Below are 26,069 nucleotides of genomic sequence, written 5' to 3' on the forward strand. Positions count from 1 at the left end.
TTAAAGATAAAGCCGATCGCGTAAAACTTGTCGAGCTTTACGGGCATCTGACCTGGTTAGCGATATCGGGGATTAAGCACGCTGGCGAATCCCCGACGAAAGTGTTTACTGCCAGCCATAACGTCGGCTGTAAAACCCTTTCACCAACTGGGTTAACGTCATATAGCCCGCCAGAATGGCAATCAGCCACGGGAAATAGCTTAACGGCAGCGCCTGCAACTGCAGGTAAGACGCCAGCGGCGAAAACGGCAACGAAACTCCCACCACCATCACCAACAATGTCATCGCCATCAGCGGCCAGGCGGCGCGACTTTGAATAAACGGCAGACGACGGGTACGGATCATATGCACAATCAGCGTTTGCGACAGTAATCCCACCACAAACCAGCCGGACTGGAACAAAGTTTGCGTTTCTGGCGTATTCGCATGAAATACCCACCACATCAGACAAAAGGTCAAAATGTCGAAAATCGAGCTGATCGGACCGAAAAAGACCATAAAGCGCCCCAAATCCGCCGGATTCCAGCGCTGCGGCTTTTGAATTTGTTCTTCATCGACATTATCAAACGGAATCGCCACCTGGGATACATCGTACAGCAGGTTTTGAATCAGCAAGTGCAGCGGCAGCATTGGCAAGAACGGCAAAAAGGCGCTCGCCACCAGTACGCTAAACACGTTACCGAAATTTGAGCTGGCCGTCATCTTGATATATTTCAACATATTAGAAAAAGTACGACGACCTTCAATGACGCCTTCTTCCAGCACCATCAGGCTCTTTTCCAGCAGGATAATATCGGCCGCTTCACGGGCGATGTCCACCGCGCCATCTACCGAGATACCAATATCCGCCGCCCGCAACGCCGGAGCATCGTTAATCCCGTCGCCCATAAAACCGACCACATGCCCCTCGCGTTTGAGCAAAGTGACGATGCGCTCTTTATGCATCGGCGTCAGACGCGCAAACAACGTCGTACGGGCGGCCAGCGCCGCCAGCGCGTCGTCGTTTAACCCTTCAATATCACTGCCAATAACGACATCGCCCGCATCCAGCCCAACCTCATGGCAAACTTTCGCCGCTACCAGCTCGCTGTCGCCGGTGAGAATTTTCACCGTAATTCCGCTCGCCTTCAGCGCTTTCAGCGCCGGCGCGGTGGTCTCTTTCGGCGGATCGAGAAAAGCGATATACCCTTCCAGGATCAGGTCAGATTCATCGATACGCTGGTAATCGCCCTCACGCGCAGGCAGGTATTTGGTCGCGACGGCGACCACGCGTAGCCCCTGACGGTTCAGCGTGTCGGTAACGCGTTTCACCCGGCGCAGCATATTGTCGTCCAGCGGCACAATATCGCCGTTGTGGCGCACCTGAGTACACACGTTCAGGATCTCCTGTAACGCGCCTTTGCAGACCAGTTGATGCACGCTCGAATCTTCGGCCACCACCACCGACATCCGGCGACGCTCAAAATCAAACGGAATCTCATCGATTTTCTGCCAGCGTCCGGAGAGCTGACGCGCGGCGGTTTCGTCTACTCCCTCCAGGACTGCCGTATCCAGTAAATTTTTTAGACCGGTCTGATAATGGCTGTTCAGCCAGGCGCAATGCAGTACATGCTCGCTGGGCTTACCAGAAATATCCGTGTGATTCTCCAGCACAATTTTATCCTGCGTCAGAGTGCCGGTTTTATCGGTGCACAGAATATCCATCGCGCCGAAGTTCTGAATCGCATCAAGGTGCTTCACGATAACTTTCTGTTTCGAGAGCTTCACCGCCCCGCGCGCGAGGGTGGAGGTGACGATCATCGGCAACATTTCCGGGGTGAGCCCTACCGCGACCGAGAGCGCAAATAGCGCCGCTTCCCACCAGTCACCTTTCGTGTAACCATTAATAATCAGTACTACCGGCGCCATGACCAGCATAAAGCGGATCAGCAACATACTGACGCGGCTAATTCCTTTCTGGAAAGCGTTCTGCTCGTTATCTTGTTCCGACACGCGCCCCGCCAATTGACCAAACCAGGTGTCGGCGCCGGTCGCCATCACCACGGCCTGCGCCGTTCCGCTCACGACGTTCGTCCCCATAAAGCACAGCGTGTCGCACTCAAGCGGGTTATTTTGCCGGGGCTCACGCGTCGCGGCGACTTTCTCGACTGGCAGAGATTCGCCGGTCAGCGACGCCTGGGCGACAAACAGATCGCGCGCCTGGATAATCCGTAAATCCGCCGGGATCATATCCCCCGCCGCCAGCTTAATAATATCGCCGGGCACCAGTTGATCGATGGGTAATTCCAGCCAGGCGTTTTCGCCATTTTCATTAATAACCCGCAGTACGGTAGCGGTATTGCTCACCATCGCTTTTAGCGCGTCCGCCGCTTTTGTCGAGCGCGCTTCCTGCACAAAATTCAGCAGCGTTGAGATACCGACCATCAGGGCGATAACGCCTGCGGCAAACAGATCCTCCGTGGCATAAGAAATGCCGCCAAGAATCGTGAGTAAGATGTTGAAAGGATTGCGATAACATACCCACAGATGCACCCACCACGGCGAGGGTTTCTGTGCCGGAAGGCGGTTTTCGCCATGCTTTTCACGCGCGCGCGTCACCTCGGCAGCGTTTAATCCCTCCGGGTGCGTATCAAAAACGCGCCAGAGCGTCTCCTGCTCCATTGCCGCGACTTTCAGACAGCGCTCGCTCAGCGAAGGCGGGATAGTCGCATTTACCGCGGTCTGCGCGCCGGGCAGCGGATCGCGGTGAACCAGACGATAAGGCAAATGACGATTAAGCCGGGCAAAAAGCTGGCGGGTAATGGTTTTTAGCATAGGTAATCCCTCCGCGCCGAAGTCAGGCGCAGAAAATTCTTCAGGCGCGGTAAAGCCTTGCCCGATGAGCAATGTTTAAATAAAAACAGGGACGTTATTGTGTCACTGTCTTACACACCGGTAAGACAGCAGAGGCAGGCTTACCGGAAAAGGAAAATTCTCCATCGCGGGAGAGGGGTGGGTTCAGGGTCCATGTCGCCTCCGGTAAGTAAATAATTTGCGCCGCGGATTATACGCATAAATCCATAAGTTTTGTGGCAATTATGGCGGTATCATACCGTTACGTAATTAAACCAACGATAAACCAGACTTTGCCCATTGCCCTTCGCTTGAGTAAAGTTACTCTTTTTATCACCATCAGCGTCACGCCACGGGAAAACAGGATGCAAAACCGGCTCACTATCAAAGACATCGCCCGCCTGAGCGGCGTAGGGAAATCAACCGTTTCCCGCGTGCTTAACAATGAAAGCGGCGTAAGCGAACGTACCCGCGAGCGTGTCGAAGCGGTGATGAATCAACACGGTTTCTCCCCGTCCCGCTCCGCCCGTGCGATGCGGGGACAAAGTGATAAAGTGGTCGCTATTATCGTCACTCGCCTTGATTCGTTGTCTGAAAACCTCGCGGTTCAGACCATGCTGCCTGCGTTTTACGAACAGGGCTACGACCCTATTATGATGGAAAGCCAGTTCTCGCCGACGCTGGTAATGGAACATCTGGGCATGCTCAGACGACGTAACATTGATGGCGTGGTGCTGTTTGGCTTTACCGGCATCACAGAAGAGCTGATCGCCCCCTGGAAAGCCTCGCTGGTGCTGCTGGCAAGAGATGCGCAAGGTTTTGCCTCCGTCTGTTACGACGACGAGGGCGCGATTCATATCCTTATGCAGCGGCTGTATGAGCAGGGACACCGCAACATTAGCTTTCTGGGCGTTCCCCATAGCGATATTACCACCGGCAAACGTCGGCATGACGCATACCTGGCGTTTTGCAAAAAACATAAACTTCACCCCGTCGCCGCCCTGCCCGGTCTTGCCATGAAGCAGGGTTATGAGCATACGGCAAGCGTCATCATGCCGGATACCACCGCGTTAGTCTGCGCCACCGATACGCTGGCGTTGGGCGCCAGCAAGTATTTACAGGAGCAACGTATTGAGACGCTGCAACTGGCAAGCGTCGGGAACACGCCGCTGATAAAATTCCTGCACCCGGAGATCGTCACTGTCGATCCTGGCTATGCTGAAGCCGGACGGCAGGCGGCTTCGCAGCTGATCGAACAGATCAATGGCCGCTGCGATCCGCGCCGGATCGTCATTCCTTCTACCCTCGCCTGAGTGACTGATTAAACGGAATACCACGAGTAATTTGTGATCGTCGCTGCGTTTCGGGAACGTTCCCATTTTTAAATCAACGTTGAAGAGATACTCTTGCGCCAACCCATAACATATCTCCTCTGCCATGAGGCTTTACGATGAGCAAAGTAAAACAAGCCGATATCGACCGGCTGATTAACCTGGTCGGCGGGCGCGACAACATAGCCACGGTGAGCCACTGCATTACTCGCCTGCGCTTTGTGCTCCACCAGCCCGCGAACGCCAGGCCAAAAGAGATCGAACAATTACCGATGGTTAAAGGTTGTTTCACCAACGCTGGTCAGTTTCAGGTGGTGATTGGCACCGACGTTGGCGATTACTATAACGCGCTGCTGGAGACCACCGGCAAAGCGTATGCTGATAAAGAGCAGGCCAAAAAAGCCGCTCGCCAGAACATGAAGTGGCATGAGCAGTTAATTTCCCACTTTGCGGAGATCTTCTTTCCGCTACTACCGGCGTTGATCAGCGGCGGTTTGATCTTAGGCTTTCGTAACGTGATCGGCGATGTGCCGATGAGCAACGGCCAAACGCTGGCGCAGATGCATCCGGCGCTAAAAACGCTTTATGATTTTTTATGGTTGATCGGCGAAGCGATCTTTTTCTATCTGCCGGTGGGGATCTGCTGGTCGGCGGTGAAAAAAGTGGGCGGCACGCCGATTCTTGGTATCGTGCTCGGCGTGACGCTGGTGTCGCCGCAGTTGATGAATGCGTATCTGCTGGGCCAGCAAACGCCGGACGTCTGGAACTTCGGCTTATTTAGCATTGAGAAAGTGGGCTACCAGGCGCAGGTTATCCCGGCGTTACTGGCAGGGCTGGCGCTTGGGTTTATTGAAACGCGGTTGAAACGCATCGTGCCGGATTATCTCTACCTGGTCGTCGTCCCGGTGTGTTCGTTGATACTGGCCGTCTTTCTCGCCCACACCTTTATCGGCCCCTTTGGTCGTATGATCGGCGACGGCGTGGCCTTTGCGGTACGTTATCTGATGACCGGCAGTTTCGCCCCGATAGGCGCGGCGCTGTTCGGCTTCCTGTATGCCCCGCTGGTCATTACCGGCGTCCACCAGACAACGCTCGCTATCGATATGCAGATGATCCAGAGCATGGGCGGTACGCCAGTCTGGCCGCTGATTGCGCTGTCGAATATCGCGCAGGCCTCCGCCGTGGTGGGCATCATCATCTCCAGCCGTAAACACAATGAACGCGAGATCTCCGTTCCTGCCGCCATTTCCGCTTACCTTGGGGTAACCGAACCGGCGATGTACGGTATCAACCTGAAGTATCGTTTTCCGATGCTGTGCGCGATGATCGGATCTGGTCTGGCGGGACTGCTCTGCGGTCTGAACGGCGTCATCGCCAACGGTATCGGCGTGGGCGGCCTGCCGGGTATCCTGTCTATACCGCCGCGCTACTGGCAGGTGTACGGCATGGCGATGGTTATCGCGATCGTTATCCCGGTGATTCTGACCACCTTTATCTATCAGCGTAAGCATCGTCAGGGCACATTACAAATTGTCTAATACTTCTTCGGGGCGCAGTTGCGTCCCAACGCACTTGCAGGAAACAACAATGACTATTCCCCTCTGGTGGCAAAACGGCGTTATTTATCAGATCTACCCGAAAAGTTTTCAGGACACGACCGGCAGCGGCACCGGCGATTTACGCGGCGTCACGCAGCACCTTGACTATCTACAGCGACTCGGCGTAGATGCCATCTGGCTCACGCCGTTTTATATCTCGCCGCAGGTGGATAACGGTTATGACGTCGCAAATTATACGGCTATCGACCCGACCTACGGCACGCTGGATGATTTTGACGAGCTGGTCGCGCAGGCGAAAGCACGCGGTATTCGCATCATCCTGGATATGGTGTTTAACCATACTTCTACCCAGCACGCCTGGTTTCGCGAAGCGCTGAACAAAGAGAGTCCATACCGTCAGTTTTATATCTGGCGCGATGGCACGCCGGATGTCTGCCCGAATAACTGGCAATCCAAATTTGGCGGCAGCGCCTGGCGCTGGCATAGCCAGAGCGAACAATATTATTTACACCTTTTCGCGCCTGAACAGGCCGACCTGAACTGGGAAAACCCCGCCGTGCGCGCCGAGCTGAAAAAGGTCTGCGAATTCTGGGCCGATCGCGGCGTGGATGGCCTGCGTCTGGACGTGGTGAACCTGATCGCCAAAGATCAGGATTTTCCTGACGATCCGACGGGCGACGGACGCCGCTTTTATACCGACGGACCGCGCGCGCATACGTTTTTACGCGAAATGAACCGTGACGTTTTTACGCCGCGTAATCTGATGACGGTAGGCGAAATGTCCTCTACCACGCTGGAAAACTGCCAGCAATATGCCGCGCTTAGCGGCGACGAACTCTCGATGACCTTCAATTTTCATCATCTGAAGGTGGATTACCCCAATGGCGAAAAGTGGACGCTGGCAAAACCTGATTATGTGGCGCTGAAAGCGTTGTTCCGCCACTGGCAACAGGGGATGCATAACGTCGCCTGGAACGCGTTATTCTGGTGTAATCACGATCAGCCGCGCATCGTTTCCCGCTTTGGCGACGAGGGTGAATACCGGGTTCCAGCCGCGAAAATGTTGGCGATGGCGCTGCACGGTATGCAAGGGACGCCTTATATCTATCAGGGCGAAGAAATCGGCATGACCAACCCACACTTTACCCGCATCACCGATTATCGCGACGTGGAAAGCCATAACATGTTTGCCGCGCTACGCGCCGCCGGACGCGACCCCGACGAACTACTGGCTATCCTGGCCAGTAAATCCCGCGACAACAGCCGCACGCCGATGCAGTGGGACCACGGTAAAAACGCCGGTTTCACCCAGGGCGAGCCGTGGATAAGCCTGTGCGATAACTATACGGAGGTTAACGTCGCGGCGGCATTACGCGATAAAAACTCGGTGTTTTACACCTATCAAAAGCTGATTGCGCTACGTAAAACCCAGCCTGTACTGATCTGGGGCGATTATCAGGATCTCCTCTTGGATAGCCCATCAGTATGGTGTTATCGCCGCCAGTGGCAGGGGCAAACCCTGCTGGTCGTCGCCAATCTGAGCGACCAGTGTCAGGAGTGGCATCCGCCGCATATCAAAGGACAGTGGCAGGCGCTACTGCACAATTATGGCGAGGTCGCCAGCCAGCCAGCGGCGATGACGCTCCGCCCATTTGAAGCCATCTGGTGGTTACAACGCTAACGCGACGTCCTTATACGGATAAACGCCACAAACCTATTGACACGGGCTGTGGCGTTGCTCCAGGTTACTAACTGTTTTTGTTGAATAATTAATCAGATTTTTCTTGCTATCTTTTACAAACGCTACAGCGCCCGCCATCTGTACGCTCTGATTTTTACCTTGTTCTACATCAATAAAATTGCAAACATCCTTGATGCAAATCACTACATATAGACTTTAAAATGCACGCCGACCCAATATGTTGTATTAATTGACTACAATTGCTACAACACCTGTTCACTCGACACAAGGTGAATTGTGGATAACCTGGGTCAGGATTGCGGGAAGTCGTTGGAAAAGAGATGAATAAACCTGTTATGGCTTCCCCAGCCTCTGTGGATAACCTGTTCTTACAAATATGGAGTGATCATGACACCGCATGTGATGAAACGAGATGGCTGTAAAGTGCCATTCAAATCAGAGCGCATTAAGGAAGCCATTCTACGTGCAGCTAAAGCAGCGGGAGTCGATGACGCAGATTACTGTGCCACCGTCGCAGAAGTCGTTAGCAGCCAAATGAACGCACGCAGTCAGGTGGATATTAACGAGATCCAAACTGCGGTTGAAAACCAACTGATGTCCGGCCCGTACAAACAGCTTGCCCGCGCCTACATCGAATACCGTCACGATCGCGACATTCAGCGTGAAAAGCGTGGTCGTCTGAACCAGGAAATTCGCGGCCTGGTAGAGCAAACTAACTCCGCGTTGCTCAATGAAAACGCCAACAAAGACAGTAAAGTCATTCCCACCCAGCGCGATTTGCTGGCCGGGATTGTCGCCAAACACTATGCCCGCCAGCACCTGTTGCCGCGTGACGTAGTACAAGCGCATGAGCGCGGCGATATCCACTATCACGATCTCGACTATTCGCCGTTCTTCCCGATGTTCAACTGTATGCTGATCGACCTGAAAGGCATGTTGACCCAGGGCTTTAAGATGGGTAACGCCGAGATCGAACCGCCAAAATCTATCTCTACCGCCACTGCCGTTACCGCGCAGATTATCGCTCAGGTCGCCAGCCATATTTATGGCGGCACCACCATTAACCGTATCGACGAAGTGCTGGCGCCGTTTGTCACCGAAAGCTACAACAAGCACCGCAAAACCGCCGATGAGTGGCAGATCCCGGATGCCGAAGGGTATGCGCGTTCTCGCACCGAAAAAGAGTGCTACGACGCCTTCCAGTCGCTGGAATACGAAGTTAACACGCTGCACACCGCTAACGGCCAGACGCCTTTCGTGACCTTTGGTTTTGGCCTCGGCACCAGTTGGGAGTCGCGTCTGATCCAGGCGTCTATTTTGCGTAACCGTATCGCCGGTCTGGGTAAAAATCGCAAAACCGCCGTGTTCCCGAAACTGGTCTTCGCTATCCGCGATGGTTTGAACCACAAGTTTGGCGATCCGAACTACGACATTAAACAACTGGCGCTGGAGTGCGCGAGTAAGCGCATGTATCCGGACATCCTCAACTACGATCAGGTGGTCAAAGTCACCGGTTCGTTCAAAACGCCAATGGGCTGCCGCAGCTTCCTCGGCGTGTGGGAGAACGAAAACGGCGAGCAGATCCACGACGGGCGTAACAACCTGGGCGTGATTAGCCTTAACCTGCCGCGCATCGCGCTGGAAGCAAAAGGCGACGAAACCGCATTCTGGAAACTGCTGGATGAACGTCTGGCGCTGGCGCGGAAGGCGCTGATGACCCGTATCGCCCGCCTTGAAGGCGTGAAAGCCCGCGTCGCGCCTATCCTGTATATGGAAGGCGCCTGCGGCGTGCGGCTGAAAGCGGACGACGACGTGTCTGAAATCTTTAAAAATGGTCGTGCGTCCATCTCTCTGGGCTACATTGGTATCCATGAAACCATTAACGCGCTGTTCGGCGGCGAACACCTGTACGACAGCGAGCAACTTCGCGCTAAAGGCATCGCGATTGTGGAGCGTCTGCGCCAGGCCGTGGATCAGTGGAAAGACGAGACCGGCTACGGCTTTAGTCTGTACAGCACGCCAAGTGAAAACCTCTGTGACCGCTTCTGCCGTCTGGATACCGCCGAGTTCGGCGTAGTGCCGGGCGTAACCGATAAAGGTTACTACACCAACAGCTTCCACCTCGACGTGGAGAAGAAGGTTAACCCGTACGACAAAATCGATTTCGAAGCGCCGTATCCGCCGCTGGCGAACGGGGGTTTCATTTGCTACGGCGAATACCCGAACATTCAGCACAACCTGAAAGCGCTGGAAGATGTCTGGGATTACAGCTATCAGCATGTACCGTATTACGGCACCAACACGCCGATCGATGAATGCTACGAGTGCGGCTTTACCGGCGAGTTCGAATGTACCAGTAAAGGTTTTACCTGCCCGAAATGCGGCAACCACGACGCCGCACGCGTCTCGGTCACCCGCCGCGTGTGCGGTTATTTAGGCAGCCCGGACGCACGCCCGTTTAACGCCGGTAAGCAGGAAGAAGTGAAGCGCCGCGTGAAGCATTTAGGCAACGGGCAGATAGGTTAATCCTCCGTTTGCAATGCGTAAATGCCGGATGGCGGTGTAAACACCTTATCCGGCCTACAACCGCTGGCTATAGTTCCAATTTCATGAGTTTCCTCTAAGCAGTTGGTGTTGTAGCAAGGCGGCAAACGAACGAATCCCAGGGAGCTTACATAAGTAAGTGACCTGGGTAAGTGAGAGCGGCCAACGCCGCTACAGCGCCAAATGCAACGAGGAAACATGAACTTTCATCAATACTACCCCGTCGATATCGTTAACGGCCCCGGCACCCGCTGCACCCTGTTTGTGTCAGGGTGCGTGCACGAATGCCCTGGCTGCTATAACAAAAGCACCTGGCGGCTCAATTCCGGCCAGCCGTTTACCAAAGAGGTGGAAGATAAGATCATTGCCGATCTGAACGACACGCGCATTCACCGTCAGGGGATCTCGCTGTCGGGCGGCGATCCGCTGCATCCGCAAAACGTACCGGATATCCTGGCACTGGTACAACGCATCCGCGCAGAGTGCCCGGGGAAAGATATCTGGGTGTGGACTGGCTACAAGCTTGATGAACTCAACGCCGCGCAAATGCAGGTGGTCAATCTCATCAACGTGCTGGTCGATGGCAAATTTGTGCAGGATCTGAAAGACCCGGCGCTTATCTGGCGCGGTAGCAGCAACCAAGTAGTGCATCATTTGCGTTGATGCGGGGATATTGGGTCAAAACCGTTACTCGTCCGCTACTTTTACGCCCTTCTTTCGCCTCCTGCTTACAGGTATATGCATATGCCTATACATATGTCACGCACAGGCATATAATTAACTCCGACACTGGCCTATAACATCACGCCCACAAGGGCAGGAGACGACCATGCGAACCGTATCTGTATTTAAAAATGGCAATAACCGCGCGATCCGCCTTCCACGCGATCTGGATTTTGACGGCGTCAACGAACTTGAAATCTTCCGCGAAGGCGACACGATTATACTGCGCCCCGCCCGCCCTTCCTGGGGATCATTCCGTCATGAGGAAAAAGCCAGCCCAGACTTTCTGACGGAACGCGAAGACATCATCAGCGATGAGGGACGCTTTGAACTATGAGTAAAACCTACATGCTGGATACCTGCATCTGTTCTTTCATTATGCGCGAACAGCCGGAAGCTGTGCTGAAACGCCTTGAGCAGGCAGTGCTGCGCCGCCATCGTATTGTGGTGTCGGCGATTACCTACGCCGAAATGCGTTTTGGCTGTACGGGCAAAAAGGCCTCGCCGCGCCATGCCCAACTGGTTGATGCATTCTGTAGTCGCCTGGATGCCGTGCTGGCCTGGGACCGGGCGGCAGTGGATGCCACCACAGAGATCCGTGCCGTACTGGCCGCCGCCGGTACGCCGATTGGATCAAACGATGCGGCTATCGCCGGCCATGCCATTGCGTCCGGGGCGATACTGGTCACTAATAACGTGAGGGAGTTTGAGCGGGTACCGGGTTTGCAGTACGAAGATTGGGTAAAATAACCCGTGCTGGCATACCGACAAGTACATAAATCTTCTTAACAATGACGTGACGGGAAAGTGTCAAAAACGACTCACACACTCCATCGCGACCGTTTTAAATTGCGTAAAATTCTGACATGCGCAGAGGCGCGTCATGGCGCGTTCGCGCAGGAAAGTGACGAAAATATCGTAGATGGCCATCGCCTCTTCATATTCACTTTTGCTGATGGCGAGTAAAAAAATAGCGTGCGCCGTTTCGTCACCCCAGACAATCCCCTGCGGCGCGAGCACCGTATAAACCACCGTTTTCTTCGCCAGCAGCCCCAGCGCGTGTGGCAAGGCAATCCCGTCGCCTAATAACGTACTGACAATAGCTTCACGTTCAATAACCGAATCGAGAAACGCCGCATCAACAAAGCCTTCCTCATGCAACTGATCGCACAGCGTTTTAAACAGCGTCTGTTGATCTATTTCCCCTTCCACAATGCGAAAATGCGAGGCATCGAAATATTTATCCAGCATCCACGGACGGGTTCTGTCCACCAGCACCAGCTTACCGATCTGCTCCAATTGATAGTCGGTAGGAAAGGGCGCGATCATGATGACCGGCTTATCTTTTTCGCCGATCCGCGCCGTGGAAATCACAAAATCCTCCACAATACTGTCCCGCGCCTCATAGTCGCGTAGCGTCAGAGTGCGGGCAATCTCAATCTGCGGGTATTTCCGCGCCAGTACCGCTTCAATCATCCGCACCATCGCATTACCAGCATCGCACACCAGCAGTACCTGTGGCTGCCGCTGGTAGCCAATGTTGTAACTACGTTCCAGCCCAACGCCAATATGCAGCACCAGAAAACCGATTTCGTTTTCGCTAATGGTATACGGCGTGTATTTTCCCCAACTCGATATCGCCGCCAACGTCATATCCCACGCCATCGGATAGTGCTGCTTAATATTTTCCAGTAGTGGGTTGGGGATCATGATCTGGTAGCGCACGCGGGTGATCATCGTTTTGATGTGGGTCAGCAAGTCCGCGTGAAGCTGTTTATCATTCAACAGGTTATAGTTGTACTGGGTATTAATAAAATTGAGGATATAGCGCACCAGCGCCTCTTCATCATCGGCATTAATGGCGCTGGGGGCAATTTCCTGTACCTGGCGGGCGGCAATATGCACCTTCAGCCAGCTTACTTCCGGCTCCGACAGCGGCTTGTCGGCCAGCTGTTGTAGTAGCTCCGCAATCTCATGCGCCGCATGGCGCACTTTTTCATCGACCTCCTCTGCCACGCATTCCGATAACGGATACCCCTCGCGAATACGCCGTACCGCCACCGCGCAGTACAAACGCAGAAACAGCTCGCTCTCATCGGTCAGGCGGATTTGACAATGAGAGAAAATATCCGGCAAAAGAGACTGCAGCCGTTGAGACACCTCGGTGTTCAGCGTGGTACTAACAATTAACGGATGGGAGGGCTCCTGCTGCGCCAGCGTCCATAAAAGATCGGTCAGACAGGCGCGAATCGCCATCTCTCCGCCAAACAATTTCATGCCATGACGCGGACGCGTTTCCAGCGTCAGATGATAACGCTGCAAATGCTCGCGCACGTCCGCCATGTCGTTCTGCAGCGTCGCACGGCTGACAAACCATTCATCTGCCAAATCCTCCAGCTTCAGCGAGAAGGCGGAGGTTAAAAAACGCGCCAGCAAGTAGTGTATCCGCTCCTGGCTGGTGCGCGGACCGCGCGCCAGCGTGGGAGATTGCTGCGTTTGCAGGGATTGATAACGTGCCGGATCATCAATTTTGAGCTGATACCCGTTGCCGCGGCTGAGAGTAAATTGCGCGCCATGCGGCGTCAGCAACATGTTCAGCGCGGCGATATCCGCCCGAACGGTACGTGTGGAGACCGACAACCGCTGCGCCAGCTCGTCCTGCGGCAGCGTCTCGTTTTGCAGCATCGCAAATAGCTGCGCTAAACGTTGGTTGGGGAATCGCACGTCTCTCTCCTCATGATTAGCCGACACGCGACCGGACGATAGCGAGTAACTGACGCACATCGTCCGCACGGGTGTTGCCGCTCACCTTATCAATAATCGAACTATAAATGTGAGGAATGATTTTGCTTACACCTGCATCAAGGGCGATGTGCAGAATCTCGGCGAAGTTTTCCAGATCGATACCGCCCGTCGGTTCCAGCCAGAAATCATGGCGGGCGCAGGCGTCAGCCACCGCTTTATACTCGTCGCGACAGGTGAGTCCTCCCATCGGAAAGTATTTAACAGAGCTGCCACCCATATCTTTGAGCAGCGCAATCGCCGTTTCTATGGGTACGATGCCGTCCGGCGCGCGGCTGCTTAGCGGGCCGGTGGAAATTTTCACCAGCCCCGGCGTGCCGGTCGGCGAGACAAGACCGTTCACCACCGTCTCGTTTTGCCCCAGCAGCGCCCGGCTGGCCCCTACGCCGGTAAACACCTGGTTGACATGCTGCGGCTGTACCTGACGCGAGATTTCGCTCACCATCGCCGACTGGTTAGGATCGCCTGCCCCCAGTCCGACGGAGAGCGCATTGTCGATAAGCGCCGCATATTCACGCATATCCGCGACTGCGCTTGCCACATCCGGATAGTTTTTGGAGAGCACGCCAACCAGCACATGACCTTCCGCCGCCGCGTAGATTTCCCGGGCGTTATCTTTCGAACCGGCCAGTACGTTCAGGCAAACGCGATCGCGGTAAAAGTTAGGTGTCAGTTTCATGCTTTTTTCTCCTGATTAATCACCTCGCCAATACGACGCGCCACAATCGCTAACTGCGCGCGATCGACGCTGCGGACATCCGCTTCAATAATCCCTTCGTTGGCTTTGTATCCGCGAAAGTAAATCGCGTATTCCCCTTGCTTCAGCGCGTCGACCAGGTCGCCAGTGGCGATGCCGGTAACGGCTTCATCAAACTTAATTTCCGTGCGCGCGATGTCGCGTCCGGCGCTGTCCCACACCACGCGGGCGCTGACGCCGTTAAACGTGTTCAACGTGTCGATAAAGGGCGCCATTTTTTCTACCATCTCCGCGCCGCTCTCTTTTTGCGCCCGCAGGTACAATTCAATGGCGCAGGTCAGGCCAACAATTCCCTCTTTGCCGACCTTCATCGCCCGGCCAATGCCCGCTGACTGACGTTTTACCCACTCAACATACTGCGTTTTGCCAATCACCAGCCCGCTGGTCGGCCCTTCAATCGCTTTCGCGCCGCTATAGATAACGAGATCTGCGCCCACGCGGTAGTAGCACTGCAAATCTTCTTCCGCCGCCGCGTCCACAATCAGCGGGAGATTATGCGTGCGCGCCACCACCGCAGCCTGCTCCACGCTGAGCATACTTTTCTGTACGCAGTGGTGAGATTTGATATAGAGAATAGCCGCCGTGCGCGGCGTAATGGCCGCCGCCAACTGCGCGGCGGAACATTCGTTGGCGTAACCGGCTTCCACCAGTTTGCCGCCGCCCAGCGCCACCATCGTTCCCACCGGCGCGCCAAAGTTGACGTTGTGGCCCTTTGGCAGGACGATTTCGTTATTTTCAATCGGTGTAACGTGCAGATTTTCCAGCAGCCAGTCGCTGTCCTGAACCAGTACCGCGGCAACCGACTGGGCAAGGCCCGCACTGGCGCAGGAGACTACCGTCGCCCCTTCCACCTCCAGCAATTTCGCAATGTACTCGCCGGTTTTATTCACCAGATCTTTCATCTCGAAATACTGATTCATTCCGGCCATCGCCGCGTCTATCACTTCCGGGCGCGGCGTAGAGACACCGAGCGCCGTCATACGTCCGGAGGCGTTAATCACCTGTTTTAATTGATACTTCTCAAAAATCGAAGGCATGTTCCGCGCTCCCTTGTTCGGTCATATAGCCCTTGCCTGCGCGTATCGCGGCAAGCGGCGTCAGCAATTCTTCAGCCTGTAAGCTGTCGTTTTCCGCGTCTACCAACACGGTGGGCTGGCGTTTAAGCGTAAAGAGGGTCAGGTCGGCATCCAGACCAGGCTGAAGACGACCTTTGGTTTTCAGATTCAGGCTATCGGCGGCATTGGCCGTCACGCACGCAATGACCTGCGGCAGCGACATGCCGATGGCGAGGAATTTCGACATCACATTAGCCAGCGAATGCACCGGGCCATTGATGCGGTTATGGCAGTAGATATCGGAACTGATGGTATGCGGTAAAATCCCCAGGCTAATGGCGCGTTTCGCCACCGCAAAGCTCAGGCTGGCGGTGCCATGCCCGACGTCCAGACGCACGCCGCGCGCCAGCGCTCGTGTCACCGAGGCGCGCAGCTCGCCTTCCGGCGTCAGAATACGGTTCGGCTTACCGTTGTAACAGTGGGTAATGATATCGCCCGCCGTCAGACGCTCCGCTATTTCGTCCAGATCCGGCGGGTTATTGCCAATATGCACCATCAGCGGCAGGTTGCCGTTTTCTTGCTGCATGGCTTTAGCGCGTTCCAGCGGCGTGATGCCGTTAACGCCTACCACGCTGCTGCTCATCCGCGCCTTGAGGCCGACGATAAAATCCGGATGGCGTTTTACCGCCTGCCGGACCGCATCGGCGTCAATATTGGCCATGTTAGCCAGCTCGTTTTGGGCAATAAGCCCAACGCGTGAAACATTCAGCAGCGCATAAACGTCGGTGGTCGCCTGACGCGTCAGAGCATAGAAATCATCAATGTCGTCTGCGCCAGTGCTACCGGCATCCACCACTGTGGTAACGCCAGTGGCAATACCCACGCTGTCCGGTTCGTCGTGATAAATCGGTGATGTCGGGTAGCAGTGAACATGAGAATCAATCCAACCCGCACTAACGTAACACTCGCCGCGCAGGTCAATGGTTTTCAGCGCCGGACCATCAACGTCACCCAACGCCGCGATTTTGCCATCTTGCAGGGCAATATTAGTCAGCGTGTCATCGACCAGACGCGCATGGCGCAGGAGTAAATCAAACATCGCTCTCTCCTTTGCCGGATGGCGGCGCAACCGCCTTATCCGGCCTACAAATCAACAGTTAGCTAATCGCAACCGGGAAGATGGAACCGAGGATCATCGCGCCTAAAATCGCGCCGCCGGTAATCGGCTTCTGCCAGATATAAAACAGCAGCGCGCCCACCAGAGAGCCCAGACCAATGGGAATCGATGCCGTCATGGCGCTGAGGATAATCAACGGCCCCAGAAAACGGCCTGAAGTGTTACCGGCCCCCATCATGACGTCCGCCCCGTACGTGGAGTCGCTCTGATTGATGGTGAACTTACGCGCCAGAATAATGATGTAGCCAATCGCCAGGCCAATCACCAGACCGGTTATCAGCGAAGCGATAAAGTTCGCCACCGGGAAGACAAAGCCGGCTCCCAGCAGTAACGCCGGAACCCCTAAGCCCACGCCGGTCTGAATTGCCCCGCCGATATCCAGAATTCCGACCAGCGAACCTTCGATAATGCGGGCAAATAAAAAGCTGGCGCCGAAAGCGGCGACCGCGCCGTAGACGCCGGTATCCATCCCCGCTTTCAACATCGCCACAAAAGCGACTTCGTTAAATGCGCCGATACCGTACAGATAGTACATATGCGTCCCGGCGAAAACGCCGGAGGAGAGCAGGCCAACAAAGATCGGGAACGACCAGTCGGCATACCAAAAACCTTTATTCTCTTCCATTGTGGCCTCCGTTATTTGCCGCTGAGCGAGTTGTGGATCAGTTCAAGCCAGTTCGGTACCGTCATGTTGAAAGACTCGATCATTTTCATGTCGAAGCCGCGGAAGAAGCCGCTCAACACAAACAGCAAAACGATGGCGACCATCATCACTTTGGTGACATGGTTCCAGCCGCTCTCTTCTACGCCTTTGCCGATCAAAATACCCAGTACCAGCCCCGGTACGGCGTTCCCCATGATGAGCTGCGCCGCGCCGCCGAAAACGGTGGCCCAGAAGCCCGATTTTTTACCAGCGTCGATCGCTGCTAACCAGAAGATCACAGGCATGACGATGTTGACCAGCAGGTTTGCCGCCGGTACCAGCACCTTAACCGCCGTCACCTGTAGCGCCTCTGGCACGGATGAGGCGGTCAGGTTAAGGAACGTCACAACGATCATGCCGATGACGGCGCAGGCGATCGCCATTTTTTTCGGGTCGTGCAGCGTCTCGCCAACGTTACGGTTTTTGATCATTAGCGCCGCCGCGCCCCAGTTAGGGATGATGCGGTGATCGACATCCTGGGTGAACGATCCGGCCGCCACAGACGAGGCCCAGGCGTTAAAGAAGAAACCCAGCCCAAAGGAGAAGTGAGATGCCGGGTCGCCTTCACAAGAGTTGAGTTCGCCCAACGTACGGAACGCGCCCATCCCCTGCGTGGTTGGCGCGTGAAACATGCGTGCAGCCCCAGCGCCCACCCCTACGCCGACCAGCGCGCCGATAATGAGCGATTTAATTAGTATTATCAGGAACATAACTATGCCTTTTTAATAAAAATCAGCGTTTCGCGACGAAATCCACCCTGTCGAGATTGATGGCGGTCACGTTGACGGTCACATCCAGCTCCACGCTGTAAGTGCGTCGTTCCCGGCGCAAAAAGAAAAACAGAAAGGCCTCTTTACGCACCGACTCATGCGCCTGAACAATCCGCACATCCTGTGGCTCAATACGCAGTAAGATATACGGCGACTCTCTCATCACCGCCGACTGAACATGGTTCAGCGCATCGGCAAAGGCGCGTGCTTTGGCGTCGCCCTTGCCTTTTACTCTCACCGTGGTGGTGAATTGCTCTTTCATCATCAGGCGCCGTATTTCTTTTGCCACGCCTGCACCAGGCGCTCGCCGAGCTCTTCTTTATCCATAAAGCCGAAACCCAACACGTTGCAGCCTTCATTGATAGCGGTGACGCCTTCATCCACTGACCGCATTCCATATTTGGCTTTGTAGCCATGCTTGTTTTGCGCGGTGATAGCGCCCGCGCCGCCGCTGCCGCAAAATGAAATGCCGAAGGTGGCGTTTTCCGCTTTCATCACATCGCCCAGCTTCATGTCTGCCGCGACGCCCGGTACGACGACCGCGCGACCGCCCGCTTTTTCCACGCCTGCCGCCACTTTCTGGCCTTTACCCAGGCGATCGCCAATCACGACGGTAATCTGTTCCATTTTTTGCTCCTTAGAGGTTGTCTTTCGCGACTTCAAAATGTACCGATAATAGCCAGGCTTCTTCGTCAGGAAGGTTGCCAAACGCCGCCACGATTTCGCGGGCGAGCGCCATTGATTCGGCTGAGATTTCATCAAACAAGCTGGCATCGACTTCCGGTAAAGGCTCGCCGGTAATTGACCGGTGCGCCATCGCGCGAACGTGCGAGGTCAGCATTTGCGTCTGTACCGCATTGGGGACAATGTGATGCCGCCCCAGCAGGCCATCCACCTGCGTTAACACCTGTTCAGCCAGTTCGTTAATTCGCTCACCAGCATCGTGTTTTACTGCTCCGTTATCCACGCGTCTCACCCCGTTAATGGCAATGAGATAAAACTAGCGGTAAGGGTTAAAAGTTTGTAGCGAGTTATTTTCCACCTCGAAGTGGAAACGCGAGTGGAATAGGTGATCTGCGCCACAGAAAAGGCGGCATTAATGAATTATCGCCGGGAAAGTGTGAGATCTATCGCGGCATAAAGAGGAAATGGCGAAACAATAACGTTGTCGTCTAAAGTGAGAAAGTGTGATGGGTATTACAGTTTGCCGGATGGCGACCTACGGATAAAGCGAAGCCGCCATCCCACAAAAATTAACGATACTTCTTATGATACGTATTGCGGGTGGTTTTTAGCGCTTCCGCCGCCGCTTTCGCTTCTTTAACGTTACCTTCATTCGCCAGCTTCAGCGCGCCATCAATTTGGCCGACCAGAATGTCAAAACCGTGACGAAAATCCTTCATTTCCGGGCTATCCGGCGCTTTATCTTCCAGCTTTGGCGGCGTAGCTTTTTGAGCATCCAGCGCGGCCGCGCGCATTTTGGTTAATGCCGCTTTCAGCTCAGGGGCACTATCCGTTTTCTCAACAACTTTCAGGTTATCATTGAGAATATCCATATTATCTTCAAGATCGGCAGCAAAAACAGCCGAACCGAATACCAGCGATGACACAGCAAGAATAGCTAACAGGCTTTTACGCATTGCTCACTTCCTTTTTTATTATTAACGATAAGTGTAATACCCTGAATAATTCGAGTTGCAGGCAGCCAACGCGCCTGCAGCCTGAAGTATGACGGGTATTATTGTCCGGCGATTTTCATCTCCGGTAACAATACCGAACCACACTGTATATTACTGCGCGTTTCAATATCATCACCCACGGTGACAATATTACGCCACATCTCTTTTAAATTACCGGCAATGGTAATTTCACTTACCGGGTACTGGATTTCACCATTTTCAACCCAGAATCCCGCAGCGCCGCGGGAGTAGTCGCCGGTAATACCGCTGACGCCCTGGCCCATCAGTTCCGTCACCACCAGGCCGGTGCCCATCTCTTTTAGCAACTGCTCAAAGTTCAGCCCCTGCCCGGCGATACGCCAGTTATGAATGCCGCCGGCATGACCGGTACTTTTCAGCCCCAGTTTGCGGGCGGAATAGTTGGTCAGCAACCATTGCGTCAGTACGCCATCCTTCACAATGTCCCGGCGCTCTGTACGCACGCCTTCGCTGTCGAACGGCGAAGACGCCAGCCCTTTTAGCAGATGCGGGTGTTCTTCGATGGTTAACCATTCCGGCAGAATTTGTTTGCCCAGCGAGTCGAGCAGAAAAGTGGATTTACGGTATACCGCGCCGCCGGCAATCGCCCCGACCAGATGACCAAATAGCCCTGTCGCCACTTCATTGGCGAAAATGACCGGCGCTTTCATGGTGGAGAGCTTGCGCGGCGACAGGCGGGATAAGGTACGGCGCGCGCACTCGGCCCCGACCCATTCCGGCGCTTGCAGATCCGCCATTGCCCGACCGATGGTGTAAGCGTAATCACGCTCCATATCGCCGTTTTCTTCGGCGATGACGCAGCTTGAGAGCGAATGGCGCGTGGAGCAATATCCCTGCAACATGCCGTGGCTGTTGCCGAACACTTTAATGCCGTAATGGCTGTTAAAGCTCCCGCCTTCGGTATTGGTGATGCGTTTATCCGCCTTTAGAGAAGCCTGTTCCGCACGCGCGGCCAGTTCAATGGCTTCGTCTGGCGTAACCTCTGCCGGGTGGAACAAGTCCAGATCCGGCGCGTCAAACGCCAGCAGTTCTTTGTCCGCCACGCCTGCGCACGGGTCCGGCGACGTGTAACGCGCAATATCCAGCGCGGCCTGCACGGTACGGGCAATCGCCTGCGGGCTTAAATCCGTCGAAGAGGCGCTGCCTTTGCGGTTCTGGTGATACACCGTAATGCCCAGCGCGCCGTCGCTATTAAATTCGACATTCTCTACTTCACCATAACGGGTGCTGACGCTAATGCCGGTGGTCTTGCTGACGGCGACTTCCGCCCCATCCGATTTGCCTGAGGCTAACTCCAGCGCTGTCGAAACTGCTTCTTCCAGAATCTTACGCTGCGCTTCAACTTGTGAGATTACTTTCATTGCAAATGCCATAATGTAGAGAGAGTTTCTCTGAAGTCTAACAGAGAACCGTTTTTCAGTGCGCATCTTAACTGGTAACATTAGCCTCTTTTTTTAAGGAGCCTGACATGACAAAGCAGCCCGAAGACTGGCTCGACGACGTTCCCGGTGATGACATCGAAGACGAAGACGATGAAATTATCTGGGTCAGTAAAAGTGAAATTAAACGCGATGCCGAGGAATTAAAACGCCTGGGCGCGGAACTGGTGGATCTGGGGAAAAACGCGCTGGATAAGATCCCGCTGGACGCCGATCTGCGCGACGCCATTGAACTGGCCCAGCGAATCAAAATGGAAGGACGCCGCCGCCAGTTGCAGCTTATCGGAAAAATGCTGCGCCAACGCGACGTTGAACCTATTCGCCAGGCGCTGGACAAGCTGAAGAACCGCCATAATCAGCAGGTGGTGCTGTTTCACAAGCTTGAGCATCTGCGCGATCGTCTGATCGTCGAAGGCGATGACGCGGTAGCCGAAGTACTGACCCTGTGGCCGCACGCCGATCGTCAACAGCTTCGTTCATTGATCCGCAATGCGAAGAAAGAGAAAGAAGGCAACAAACCGCCGAAATCAGCGCGTCAGATTTTCCAGTATCTGCGCGAGCTGGCGGAAAACGAAGGGTAATTGCCGTAAATGACCGCGCCAGCCTGTGGCGCGGTACAGGCAAATCCACCCTTTTTTAACGTCCGAGTAACTCCCGCTCGATCCGCTCGCGCGTTTCCACCGCCTGAACACTCATTTTTTCAGGATAACCAAACAGCGACGTGGTGATAATTGCCTCACCGCCCACCTTAAACGTGCGGTTTGCAAAATCCATTTCACGCAGCGCCTGGAATAGCGCGTCAAAATCGACCTCACCTTCTCCCAGCCCGATGTGCTGATGAATCGTCGCATTCACGCCTGGCGGGTTCATGATATAGCGGCAGGGAAGCGTGTGGTTGTGCGTATCGGCCAGCAGAACATGCGAAAGATCGGCCCCGGCATAGTTCAGCATCCTTGCGACGTCGCCCTGCCCTTTATCGTAAAAGAAGCCATGCGGTGCGCTGTACAGATAGGTCACGTTATCACTACGCAAAGACTGCACCATGTCGACCGTCTCATCGTTCAGTTCGCAGAAATCCCAGGGGTGAGACTGAATTTCGATTCGAATTCCCTCTCGTTCCACGATCGGCAGCAGTTCCTCCATGGAGCGATACCACATCTCTTCACAAATCTCCGGCTCATCCGGCGTCCCGGAAAGCTCGGTATTAATCACCTGTACGCCCATATCAACGGCAATCTCAATCATCCGCTTCCAGTTGGTTACCGCGGCGCGCCGACGCTCTTCATCGGGGCCGGACCAACGATAAACCACAATAAATGACGAGATTTCCACACCGTAGTTCTGCAAGGCGCGTTTATATTCCTGCATGGTATCGCGACCAGCTTTAGGGTGTTTATAAAACGGATTAATACGCGGGTGCGGCGACTGCTCAATATATTTATACCCCCACTCGGAAACCTGCCGTACCATTTGGGTAATGGGTAAATGTTTAATAACATCGACATCAAAAGCAATTTTCATTGTAAATACCACGCTGCGGAAACTGAAAACGGTCACCTGAAAATTAGCTGTATCATTGCAGCAGCAATGACACGCTGCGATTAATTTGTTCCTCTATTTCCGCCTCACTCCAGGAAGCCAACTGAGAAGAAAAAGGTTCAAAAGCGTAAATACCGCGATATCCCATATTTTCCAGACGCTGCACCTGCTGGTAATTCTGCATTACATCCTTTTCACTCAGCATAATACGCTGCTCATCAGCCAATGCTTCCGTTGGTCGGGTGTCTTCCACACCGGACAAATGCACCAGCCCGATAGCAGAAATATCAATGCGCGACGCAAACTCCTTTTCGGCCTCTTCGTACAGATGATGATGGAAGGTATCCAGCAAAACCTTAAAGGGGGAACCTGCTTCCCGGATCAGTTGCTGAGCCCAGACGGCAGAACGCAGCGAACTTACGCGGAATCCCAAAGGTTCAACCAGCCCCTGAATATCATACCGGGCAAAGAGATCGCTCAGTCGTTTTATTGCCTCAACCGTAACCTCCGGCGGCACAATCGTTCCGTCATTCAGCGGACAAAGAACTAATGCCCGCGCGCCGACTCCCTGCGCGTCTCGTAATAATCCTTCCGTTTTTTTTACTACCTCCTCGGTCAGTTGGTTGAAGGGATAGACCGCATTAATTGTAACAATTTCAAGTCCATACTTTTCTGCCAGGTTACGCACCTGATTATAATTCAAGTCATCAGTAACGCTGCCGCTTGGCATATCATTACGCAATTCCACTTTATTAAACTCAAGACGTTTAACCAGTCGAAAGAATGCTTCTATGCTTAGACCCGGTGCAATTTTCCGGTTAATACAAAACCGTGTTTTTTCGATATTCATTATTTTCTCCCTGAACGTATATGAGTGGGTAAATAACCGTAATCCGTTAGTACAATTTAACGTAGGGTGAAAAAACCGGCTTTATCAATCTTGATAAAAACCGGTTTAATTTAGTGATGAACATCACAGGCTATAAGGGATTTTTGAAGAATATTTGAAGCTATTTCTCGCCAGGCACTTTAAGAAACTGCACCAGGATGCCGCTGAATAAATAGAGCCCCGCCATAGTATACATCACCACGCCGGTGCCGAACCCTGCCAGAACAGAGACCAGCGCTGGCCCAACGAAATTCCCCAGGCCGGAGCCAAAGTTCACGGCCGAGTTCGCCGCCCCCTTCTTATCCGGCGCCATCATCGGCACCAGCGGCGTCATTGGCACAAAGCCAGCCAGCCCGGCTCCCCACAAACACATCGCCAGCATAAAGGCGACATAGTTATGCCCCCATATCATCGGCACCCAGTAAACAATCAGCGTAGCGACACCGGTCAGGATGCTGCCAAAAATCTGGATGGTTCGGCGAAAACCAATTTTATCGCCCATCCAGCCAAAGATAATGTTGAAGACCTGGTTAGAGATAAAGGTAATCCCCCAAATACTCGCCCATTCCTCAAGCGTAAAGTGCTTATCCAGCAGAAACAGAGGTAATACGACAACAAAACCATAGGTGCCAAGACCGTTAATAGTTTTGACAATCACCGCCAGACCGATCCGTGGCCGTTCATACATAATGGAGATACCCGCAGATAACTCTTTGAAGACCGGCGTCGTTCGCGGTTTCAGAATGAATTCATTGCGTTCCAGCACCAGCATGAAGAGAACCCCCAGCAGCGCAACGCCCATCCCGGCCCACATCACGTTGATATGCCCCAACGCAGGAATTAACGACGCCGCCACTACCGGCCCAATGATGGTAAAACCAAGGTTATAGACCACCCAAAATAGCGAGGTGCCGATCCCTTGCTGGTGATTATCCAACTGGATGGTCAGGCGTACCAGGAAGGAGTAACAGACCAGCGGATACCCCACGCCACGCAGCATATAGGTCACGAGAATGGCGCCAAAATCATGGCTGGGTAGCGCAAAGTTCAGAAACGCGACGGAAGCCAGAAGATAGACGATAAAACCGGTAACCATCACCTTTTTAGGACCAAAAACGTCCACACAGACGCCGGATAGCCAGGAGGTGATCGCGACCACAATCCCATATCCGGCAAAAATCTGCCCGATATGCGCCTGATCAAATCCCTGCGTATTTAACCAGGCAGATAACCAGCTGTTCTCGATACAGCCGCCCAACATAAATAAAAATGTTCCCAGGTAGCTCCAGATAAACTTACCTGGTTTTATATAAAATGTCTGGGGCAGCGTTGCCTGCATTTCTTTCATTTTATTACCCTCGGTATAGAAAAGCTCTCACACTTTTCAGTGCGAGAGTTTATTCATTATTAACAGATGCAGTTAAAGATAAATATCGCTTGTTATTTTCACCGGCAGCCCGCTTTTTAATGATTGCTGCGCGGCAATAGCGATACGCTGGGCCAATAATGCGTCTTCGCCGGTACAGACAACCGGCGTATGATGCAGGACTGAATCAATAAAGTGTAATATTTCCGTTCGGTAAGCTTCGCGATAACGGACCGTGAAATCAGGAAGGGGATTTTTCATTATGCAGTGCTGGCTGTTGAAAACTTTCACCGTCGATTCACTAACGTTATCCGCATACGCCATCCCTTCTGAGCCAAAAACCTCCACCCGTTGGTCATAGCCATATACCGCCCGACGGCTGTTATCAATGAGCGCGTAGCCGCCGTTTCTGAAAGTCAGCATCACCGCAAGCGTATCAACATCATCAATATTTTTCAGGCTGGGATCAATCAGCGTATTGCCCTTAACATAGACTTCGCTGACTTCATCCTGCATCATAAAACGAGCCATATCAAAGTCATGCATGGTGAAGTCAAAAATCAGACCGCCAATACGTTTGATCAGATCATGGGGTAGCAGGTCCGGATCGCGGGAGGTGATTTTTATCATCTGGGGCCGACCAATCTTGCCGCTGCGCACCAGCTCAAAGACCTCGTGAAACTGAGGATCAAAACGGCGATTAAAGGCAACCTGCAGCGTCACCCCCTTCTCTTTCACTTTTCTCAGCACCGCCATTGAGGCCTGCTCATCTTCATTCATGCTGAGCGGTTTTTCACAAAAAATGTGCTTCCCCGCCTGCGCTGCCGCCGTGACGATCTCTTCGTGCATATCCGTTGAGGTGAAAATAAAAACTGCCTCTATATCATCACGCTGTAAAAGTTCCTGATAATTTTTATACCCTGAAGTTATATTTACCGAATAAAGCCAATCGCTCATCTCCTCAATAAAATAATCGGCGGCGCAGATAATATCTAATTGAGGCAGTAAATACATATTCTCAACATGCATTTTACCTACCCGACCGAGGCCAATAACACCACATCGAAGCTTTTTCATTCGTACCTCTTAATCTCATGAATAGTAAATTTAAAACCGCAAAAGAAAAGCATCCGTAATTCTGCGAAAAACGGATCGTTTTATTT

At 53.6% G+C, this 26,069-nt stretch carries 25 protein-coding genes; 8 read left to right on the forward strand and 17 right to left on the reverse strand.

Annotation, left to right across the window (positions count from 1 at the left end; translation table 11 throughout):
• Positions 1–105: 105 nt before the first annotated feature.
• Together mgtA and mgtL are read right to left on the reverse strand one after the other, a co-directional pair.
• Positions 106–2,814: a magnesium-translocating P-type ATPase gene (gene mgtA / locus NA330_RS09795; RefSeq protein ID WP_023241856.1), complete on the reverse strand. Its 2,709-nt coding sequence runs from the start codon at positions 2,812–2,814 to the stop codon at positions 106–108.
• A 140-nt stretch (positions 2,815–2,954) separates the two neighbouring features.
• Positions 2,955–3,053: a mgtA regulatory leader peptide MgtL gene (gene mgtL, locus NA330_RS09800; protein WP_105789234.1), complete on the reverse strand. Its 99-nt coding sequence runs from the start codon at positions 3,051–3,053 to the stop codon at positions 2,955–2,957.
• Between the two features lie 144 nt (positions 3,054–3,197).
• On the opposite strand from mgtL, the gene treR reads away from it, so the two are divergent.
• The 7 genes from treR to NA330_RS09835 all read left to right on the forward strand — a co-directional run bounded on the left by treR (position 3,198) and on the right by NA330_RS09835 (position 11,441).
• On the forward strand, positions 3,198–4,145 hold the full coding sequence (gene treR / locus NA330_RS09805; protein WP_001181297.1) for a trehalose operon repressor TreR: 948 nt from the start codon (positions 3,198–3,200) through the stop codon (positions 4,143–4,145).
• 137 nt (positions 4,146–4,282) lie between these two features.
• Entirely contained in the window at positions 4,283–5,701 is a 1,419-nt protein-coding gene (treB, locus tag NA330_RS09810) for a PTS trehalose transporter subunit IIBC (RefSeq protein WP_023232255.1), read from the forward strand.
• Between the two features lie 49 nt (positions 5,702–5,750).
• The gene (gene treC / locus NA330_RS09815) at positions 5,751–7,403 is read left to right on the forward strand and encodes an alpha,alpha-phosphotrehalase (protein ID WP_023233270.1); all 1,653 of its coding nucleotides are present in this window, start codon (positions 5,751–5,753) and stop codon (positions 7,401–7,403) included.
• A 408-nt stretch (positions 7,404–7,811) separates the two neighbouring features.
• Complete coding sequence (nrdD, locus tag NA330_RS09820) at positions 7,812–9,950, forward strand: anaerobic ribonucleoside-triphosphate reductase (protein WP_000187818.1); 2,139 nt, start codon at positions 7,812–7,814, stop codon at positions 9,948–9,950.
• Between the two features lie 216 nt (positions 9,951–10,166).
• On the forward strand, positions 10,167–10,631 hold the full coding sequence (nrdG, locus tag NA330_RS09825) for an anaerobic ribonucleoside-triphosphate reductase-activating protein (RefSeq protein WP_023207242.1): 465 nt from the start codon (positions 10,167–10,169) through the stop codon (positions 10,629–10,631).
• 166 nt (positions 10,632–10,797) lie between these two features.
• A complete protein-coding gene (vapB, locus tag NA330_RS09830; protein WP_001261294.1) occupies positions 10,798–11,028 on the forward strand; it encodes a type II toxin-antitoxin system VapB family antitoxin in 231 nt (76 codons plus the stop codon).
• Positions 11,025–11,441, forward strand: a complete 417-nt coding sequence (locus tag NA330_RS09835) for a type II toxin-antitoxin system VapC family toxin (protein ID WP_000048134.1) — start codon at positions 11,025–11,027, stop codon at positions 11,439–11,441. Before vapB ends, NA330_RS09835 begins: the two co-directional genes overlap by 4 nt.
• Positions 11,442–11,501: 60 nt before the next feature.
• On the opposite strand, the gene NA330_RS09840 is transcribed toward NA330_RS09835, so the two are convergent.
• The 11 genes from NA330_RS09840 to pmbA form a co-directional block, all read right to left on the reverse strand.
• Positions 11,502–13,415: a BglG family transcription antiterminator gene (locus tag NA330_RS09840; RefSeq protein WP_023241857.1), complete on the reverse strand. Its 1,914-nt coding sequence runs from the start codon at positions 13,413–13,415 to the stop codon at positions 11,502–11,504.
• A gap of 16 nt (positions 13,416–13,431) precedes the next feature.
• Complete coding sequence (gene dagF, locus NA330_RS09845) at positions 13,432–14,172, reverse strand: 2-dehydro-3-deoxy-phosphogluconate aldolase (protein WP_000779254.1); 741 nt, start codon at positions 14,170–14,172, stop codon at positions 13,432–13,434.
• Complete coding sequence (locus NA330_RS09850) at positions 14,169–15,287, reverse strand: DgaE family pyridoxal phosphate-dependent ammonia lyase (RefSeq protein WP_001139177.1); 1,119 nt, start codon at positions 15,285–15,287, stop codon at positions 14,169–14,171. Before NA330_RS09850 ends, dagF begins: the two co-directional genes overlap by 4 nt.
• Positions 15,271–16,404, reverse strand: coding sequence for an amidohydrolase/deacetylase family metallohydrolase (locus NA330_RS09855; RefSeq protein WP_023241858.1), 1,134 nt, complete (start codon positions 16,402–16,404; stop codon positions 15,271–15,273). Before NA330_RS09855 ends, NA330_RS09850 begins: the two co-directional genes overlap by 17 nt.
• A gap of 58 nt (positions 16,405–16,462) precedes the next feature.
• Positions 16,463–17,107, reverse strand: a complete 645-nt coding sequence (locus NA330_RS09860; protein WP_000392128.1) for a DUF4310 family protein — start codon at positions 17,105–17,107, stop codon at positions 16,463–16,465.
• 11 nt (positions 17,108–17,118) lie between these two features.
• A complete protein-coding gene (locus tag NA330_RS09865; RefSeq protein ID WP_000478578.1) occupies positions 17,119–17,895 on the reverse strand; it encodes a DUF4311 domain-containing protein in 777 nt (258 codons plus the stop codon).
• Between the two features lie 22 nt (positions 17,896–17,917).
• Positions 17,918–18,220 (reverse strand): DUF4312 family protein, encoded by a 303-nt coding sequence (locus NA330_RS09870; protein ID WP_000975187.1) that lies wholly within the window; start codon positions 18,218–18,220, stop codon positions 17,918–17,920.
• Complete coding sequence (locus NA330_RS09875; protein ID WP_000435389.1) at positions 18,220–18,582, reverse strand: SFCGS family glycine-rich protein; 363 nt, start codon at positions 18,580–18,582, stop codon at positions 18,220–18,222. The genes NA330_RS09870 and NA330_RS09875 overlap by 1 nt, the downstream gene beginning before the upstream one ends.
• Positions 18,583–18,592: 10 nt before the next feature.
• Entirely contained in the window at positions 18,593–18,931 is a 339-nt protein-coding gene (locus NA330_RS09880; protein ID WP_001255103.1) for a glycine dehydrogenase, read from the reverse strand.
• Between the two features lie 277 nt (positions 18,932–19,208).
• The gene (gene cybC, locus NA330_RS09885) at positions 19,209–19,595 is read right to left on the reverse strand and encodes a cytochrome b562 (protein ID WP_001232231.1); all 387 of its coding nucleotides are present in this window, start codon (positions 19,593–19,595) and stop codon (positions 19,209–19,211) included.
• Positions 19,596–19,693: 98 nt separating this feature from the next.
• Complete coding sequence (gene pmbA / locus NA330_RS09890) at positions 19,694–21,046, reverse strand: metalloprotease PmbA (protein ID WP_000852994.1); 1,353 nt, start codon at positions 21,044–21,046, stop codon at positions 19,694–19,696.
• A gap of 95 nt (positions 21,047–21,141) precedes the next feature.
• Between pmbA and yjgA the strand changes: the two genes are divergently transcribed.
• Positions 21,142–21,693, forward strand: coding sequence for a ribosome biogenesis factor YjgA (yjgA, locus tag NA330_RS09895; protein WP_000166287.1), 552 nt, complete (start codon positions 21,142–21,144; stop codon positions 21,691–21,693).
• A 55-nt stretch (positions 21,694–21,748) separates the two neighbouring features.
• On the opposite strand, the gene iolH is transcribed toward yjgA, so the two are convergent.
• The 4 genes from iolH to iolG2 all read right to left on the reverse strand — a co-directional run bounded on the left by iolH (position 21,749) and on the right by iolG2 (position 25,983).
• On the reverse strand, positions 21,749–22,633 hold the full coding sequence (gene iolH / locus NA330_RS09900) for a sugar phosphate isomerase/epimerase IolH (protein WP_000683955.1): 885 nt from the start codon (positions 22,631–22,633) through the stop codon (positions 21,749–21,751).
• Between the two features lie 52 nt (positions 22,634–22,685).
• Positions 22,686–23,501 carry a 2-keto-myo-inositol isomerase IolI2 gene (gene iolI2 / locus NA330_RS09905; protein ID WP_001019386.1) on the reverse strand — a complete coding sequence of 272 codons (816 nt, stop codon included), beginning with the start codon at positions 23,499–23,501 and terminating at the stop codon, positions 22,686–22,688.
• Positions 23,502–23,661: 160 nt separating this feature from the next.
• The gene (locus NA330_RS09910) at positions 23,662–24,888 is read right to left on the reverse strand and encodes an MFS transporter (RefSeq protein WP_000661780.1); all 1,227 of its coding nucleotides are present in this window, start codon (positions 24,886–24,888) and stop codon (positions 23,662–23,664) included.
• A 72-nt stretch (positions 24,889–24,960) separates the two neighbouring features.
• On the reverse strand, positions 24,961–25,983 hold the full coding sequence (gene iolG2, locus NA330_RS09915) for a D-chiro-inositol-2-dehydrogenase IolG2 (RefSeq protein ID WP_000736098.1): 1,023 nt from the start codon (positions 25,981–25,983) through the stop codon (positions 24,961–24,963).
• Positions 25,984–26,069 lie beyond the last annotated feature (86 nt).

The organism is Salmonella sp. NW722, from assembly GCF_051702785.1.
In the GTDB taxonomy this organism is placed as follows: Bacteria; Pseudomonadota; Gammaproteobacteria; order Enterobacterales; family Enterobacteriaceae; genus Salmonella; species Salmonella enterica.

Bases quoted from the DNA above. Each gene is read 5' to 3' on its own strand.
- dagF (WP_000779254.1), bottom strand. From the start codon at position 14,172: ATGAAACTGACACCTAACTTTTACCGCGATCGCGTTTGCCTGAACGTA.
- yjgA (WP_000166287.1), top strand. From the start codon at position 21,142: ATGACAAAGCAGCCCGAAGACTGGCTCGACGACGTTCCCGGTGATGAC.
- NA330_RS09850 (WP_001139177.1), bottom strand. From the start codon at position 15,287: ATGCCTTCGATTTTTGAGAAGTATCAATTAAAACAGGTGATTAACGCC.
- NA330_RS09855 (WP_023241858.1), bottom strand. From the start codon at position 16,404: ATGTTTGATTTACTCCTGCGCCATGCGCGTCTGGTCGATGACACGCTG.
- NA330_RS09870 (WP_000975187.1), bottom strand. From the start codon at position 18,220: ATGATGAAAGAGCAATTCACCACCACGGTGAGAGTAAAAGGCAAGGGC.
- NA330_RS09865 (WP_000478578.1), bottom strand. From the start codon at position 17,895: ATGTTCCTGATAATACTAATTAAATCGCTCATTATCGGCGCGCTGGTC.
- iolG2 (WP_000736098.1), bottom strand. From the start codon at position 25,983: ATGAAAAAGCTTCGATGTGGTGTTATTGGCCTCGGTCGGGTAGGTAAA.
- iolH (WP_000683955.1), bottom strand. From the start codon at position 22,633: ATGAAAATTGCTTTTGATGTCGATGTTATTAAACATTTACCCATTACC.
- treB (WP_023232255.1), top strand. From the start codon at position 4,283: ATGAGCAAAGTAAAACAAGCCGATATCGACCGGCTGATTAACCTGGTC.
- NA330_RS09835 (WP_000048134.1), top strand. From the start codon at position 11,025: ATGAGTAAAACCTACATGCTGGATACCTGCATCTGTTCTTTCATTATG.
- treR (WP_001181297.1), top strand. From the start codon at position 3,198: ATGCAAAACCGGCTCACTATCAAAGACATCGCCCGCCTGAGCGGCGTA.
- cybC (WP_001232231.1), bottom strand. From the start codon at position 19,595: ATGCGTAAAAGCCTGTTAGCTATTCTTGCTGTGTCATCGCTGGTATTC.
- NA330_RS09860 (WP_000392128.1), bottom strand. From the start codon at position 17,107: ATGGAAGAGAATAAAGGTTTTTGGTATGCCGACTGGTCGTTCCCGATC.
- treC (WP_023233270.1), top strand. From the start codon at position 5,751: ATGACTATTCCCCTCTGGTGGCAAAACGGCGTTATTTATCAGATCTAC.
- mgtA (WP_023241856.1), bottom strand. From the start codon at position 2,814: ATGCTAAAAACCATTACCCGCCAGCTTTTTGCCCGGCTTAATCGTCAT.
- nrdG (WP_023207242.1), top strand. From the start codon at position 10,167: ATGAACTTTCATCAATACTACCCCGTCGATATCGTTAACGGCCCCGGC.
- vapB (WP_001261294.1), top strand. From the start codon at position 10,798: ATGCGAACCGTATCTGTATTTAAAAATGGCAATAACCGCGCGATCCGC.
- nrdD (WP_000187818.1), top strand. From the start codon at position 7,812: ATGACACCGCATGTGATGAAACGAGATGGCTGTAAAGTGCCATTCAAA.
- NA330_RS09910 (WP_000661780.1), bottom strand. From the start codon at position 24,888: ATGAAAGAAATGCAGGCAACGCTGCCCCAGACATTTTATATAAAACCA.
- pmbA (WP_000852994.1), bottom strand. From the start codon at position 21,046: ATGGCATTTGCAATGAAAGTAATCTCACAAGTTGAAGCGCAGCGTAAG.
- NA330_RS09875 (WP_000435389.1), bottom strand. From the start codon at position 18,582: ATGGAACAGATTACCGTCGTGATTGGCGATCGCCTGGGTAAAGGCCAG.
- iolI2 (WP_001019386.1), bottom strand. From the start codon at position 23,501: ATGAATATCGAAAAAACACGGTTTTGTATTAACCGGAAAATTGCACCG.
- mgtL (WP_105789234.1), bottom strand. From the start codon at position 3,053: ATGCGTATAATCCGCGGCGCAAATTATTTACTTACCGGAGGCGACATG.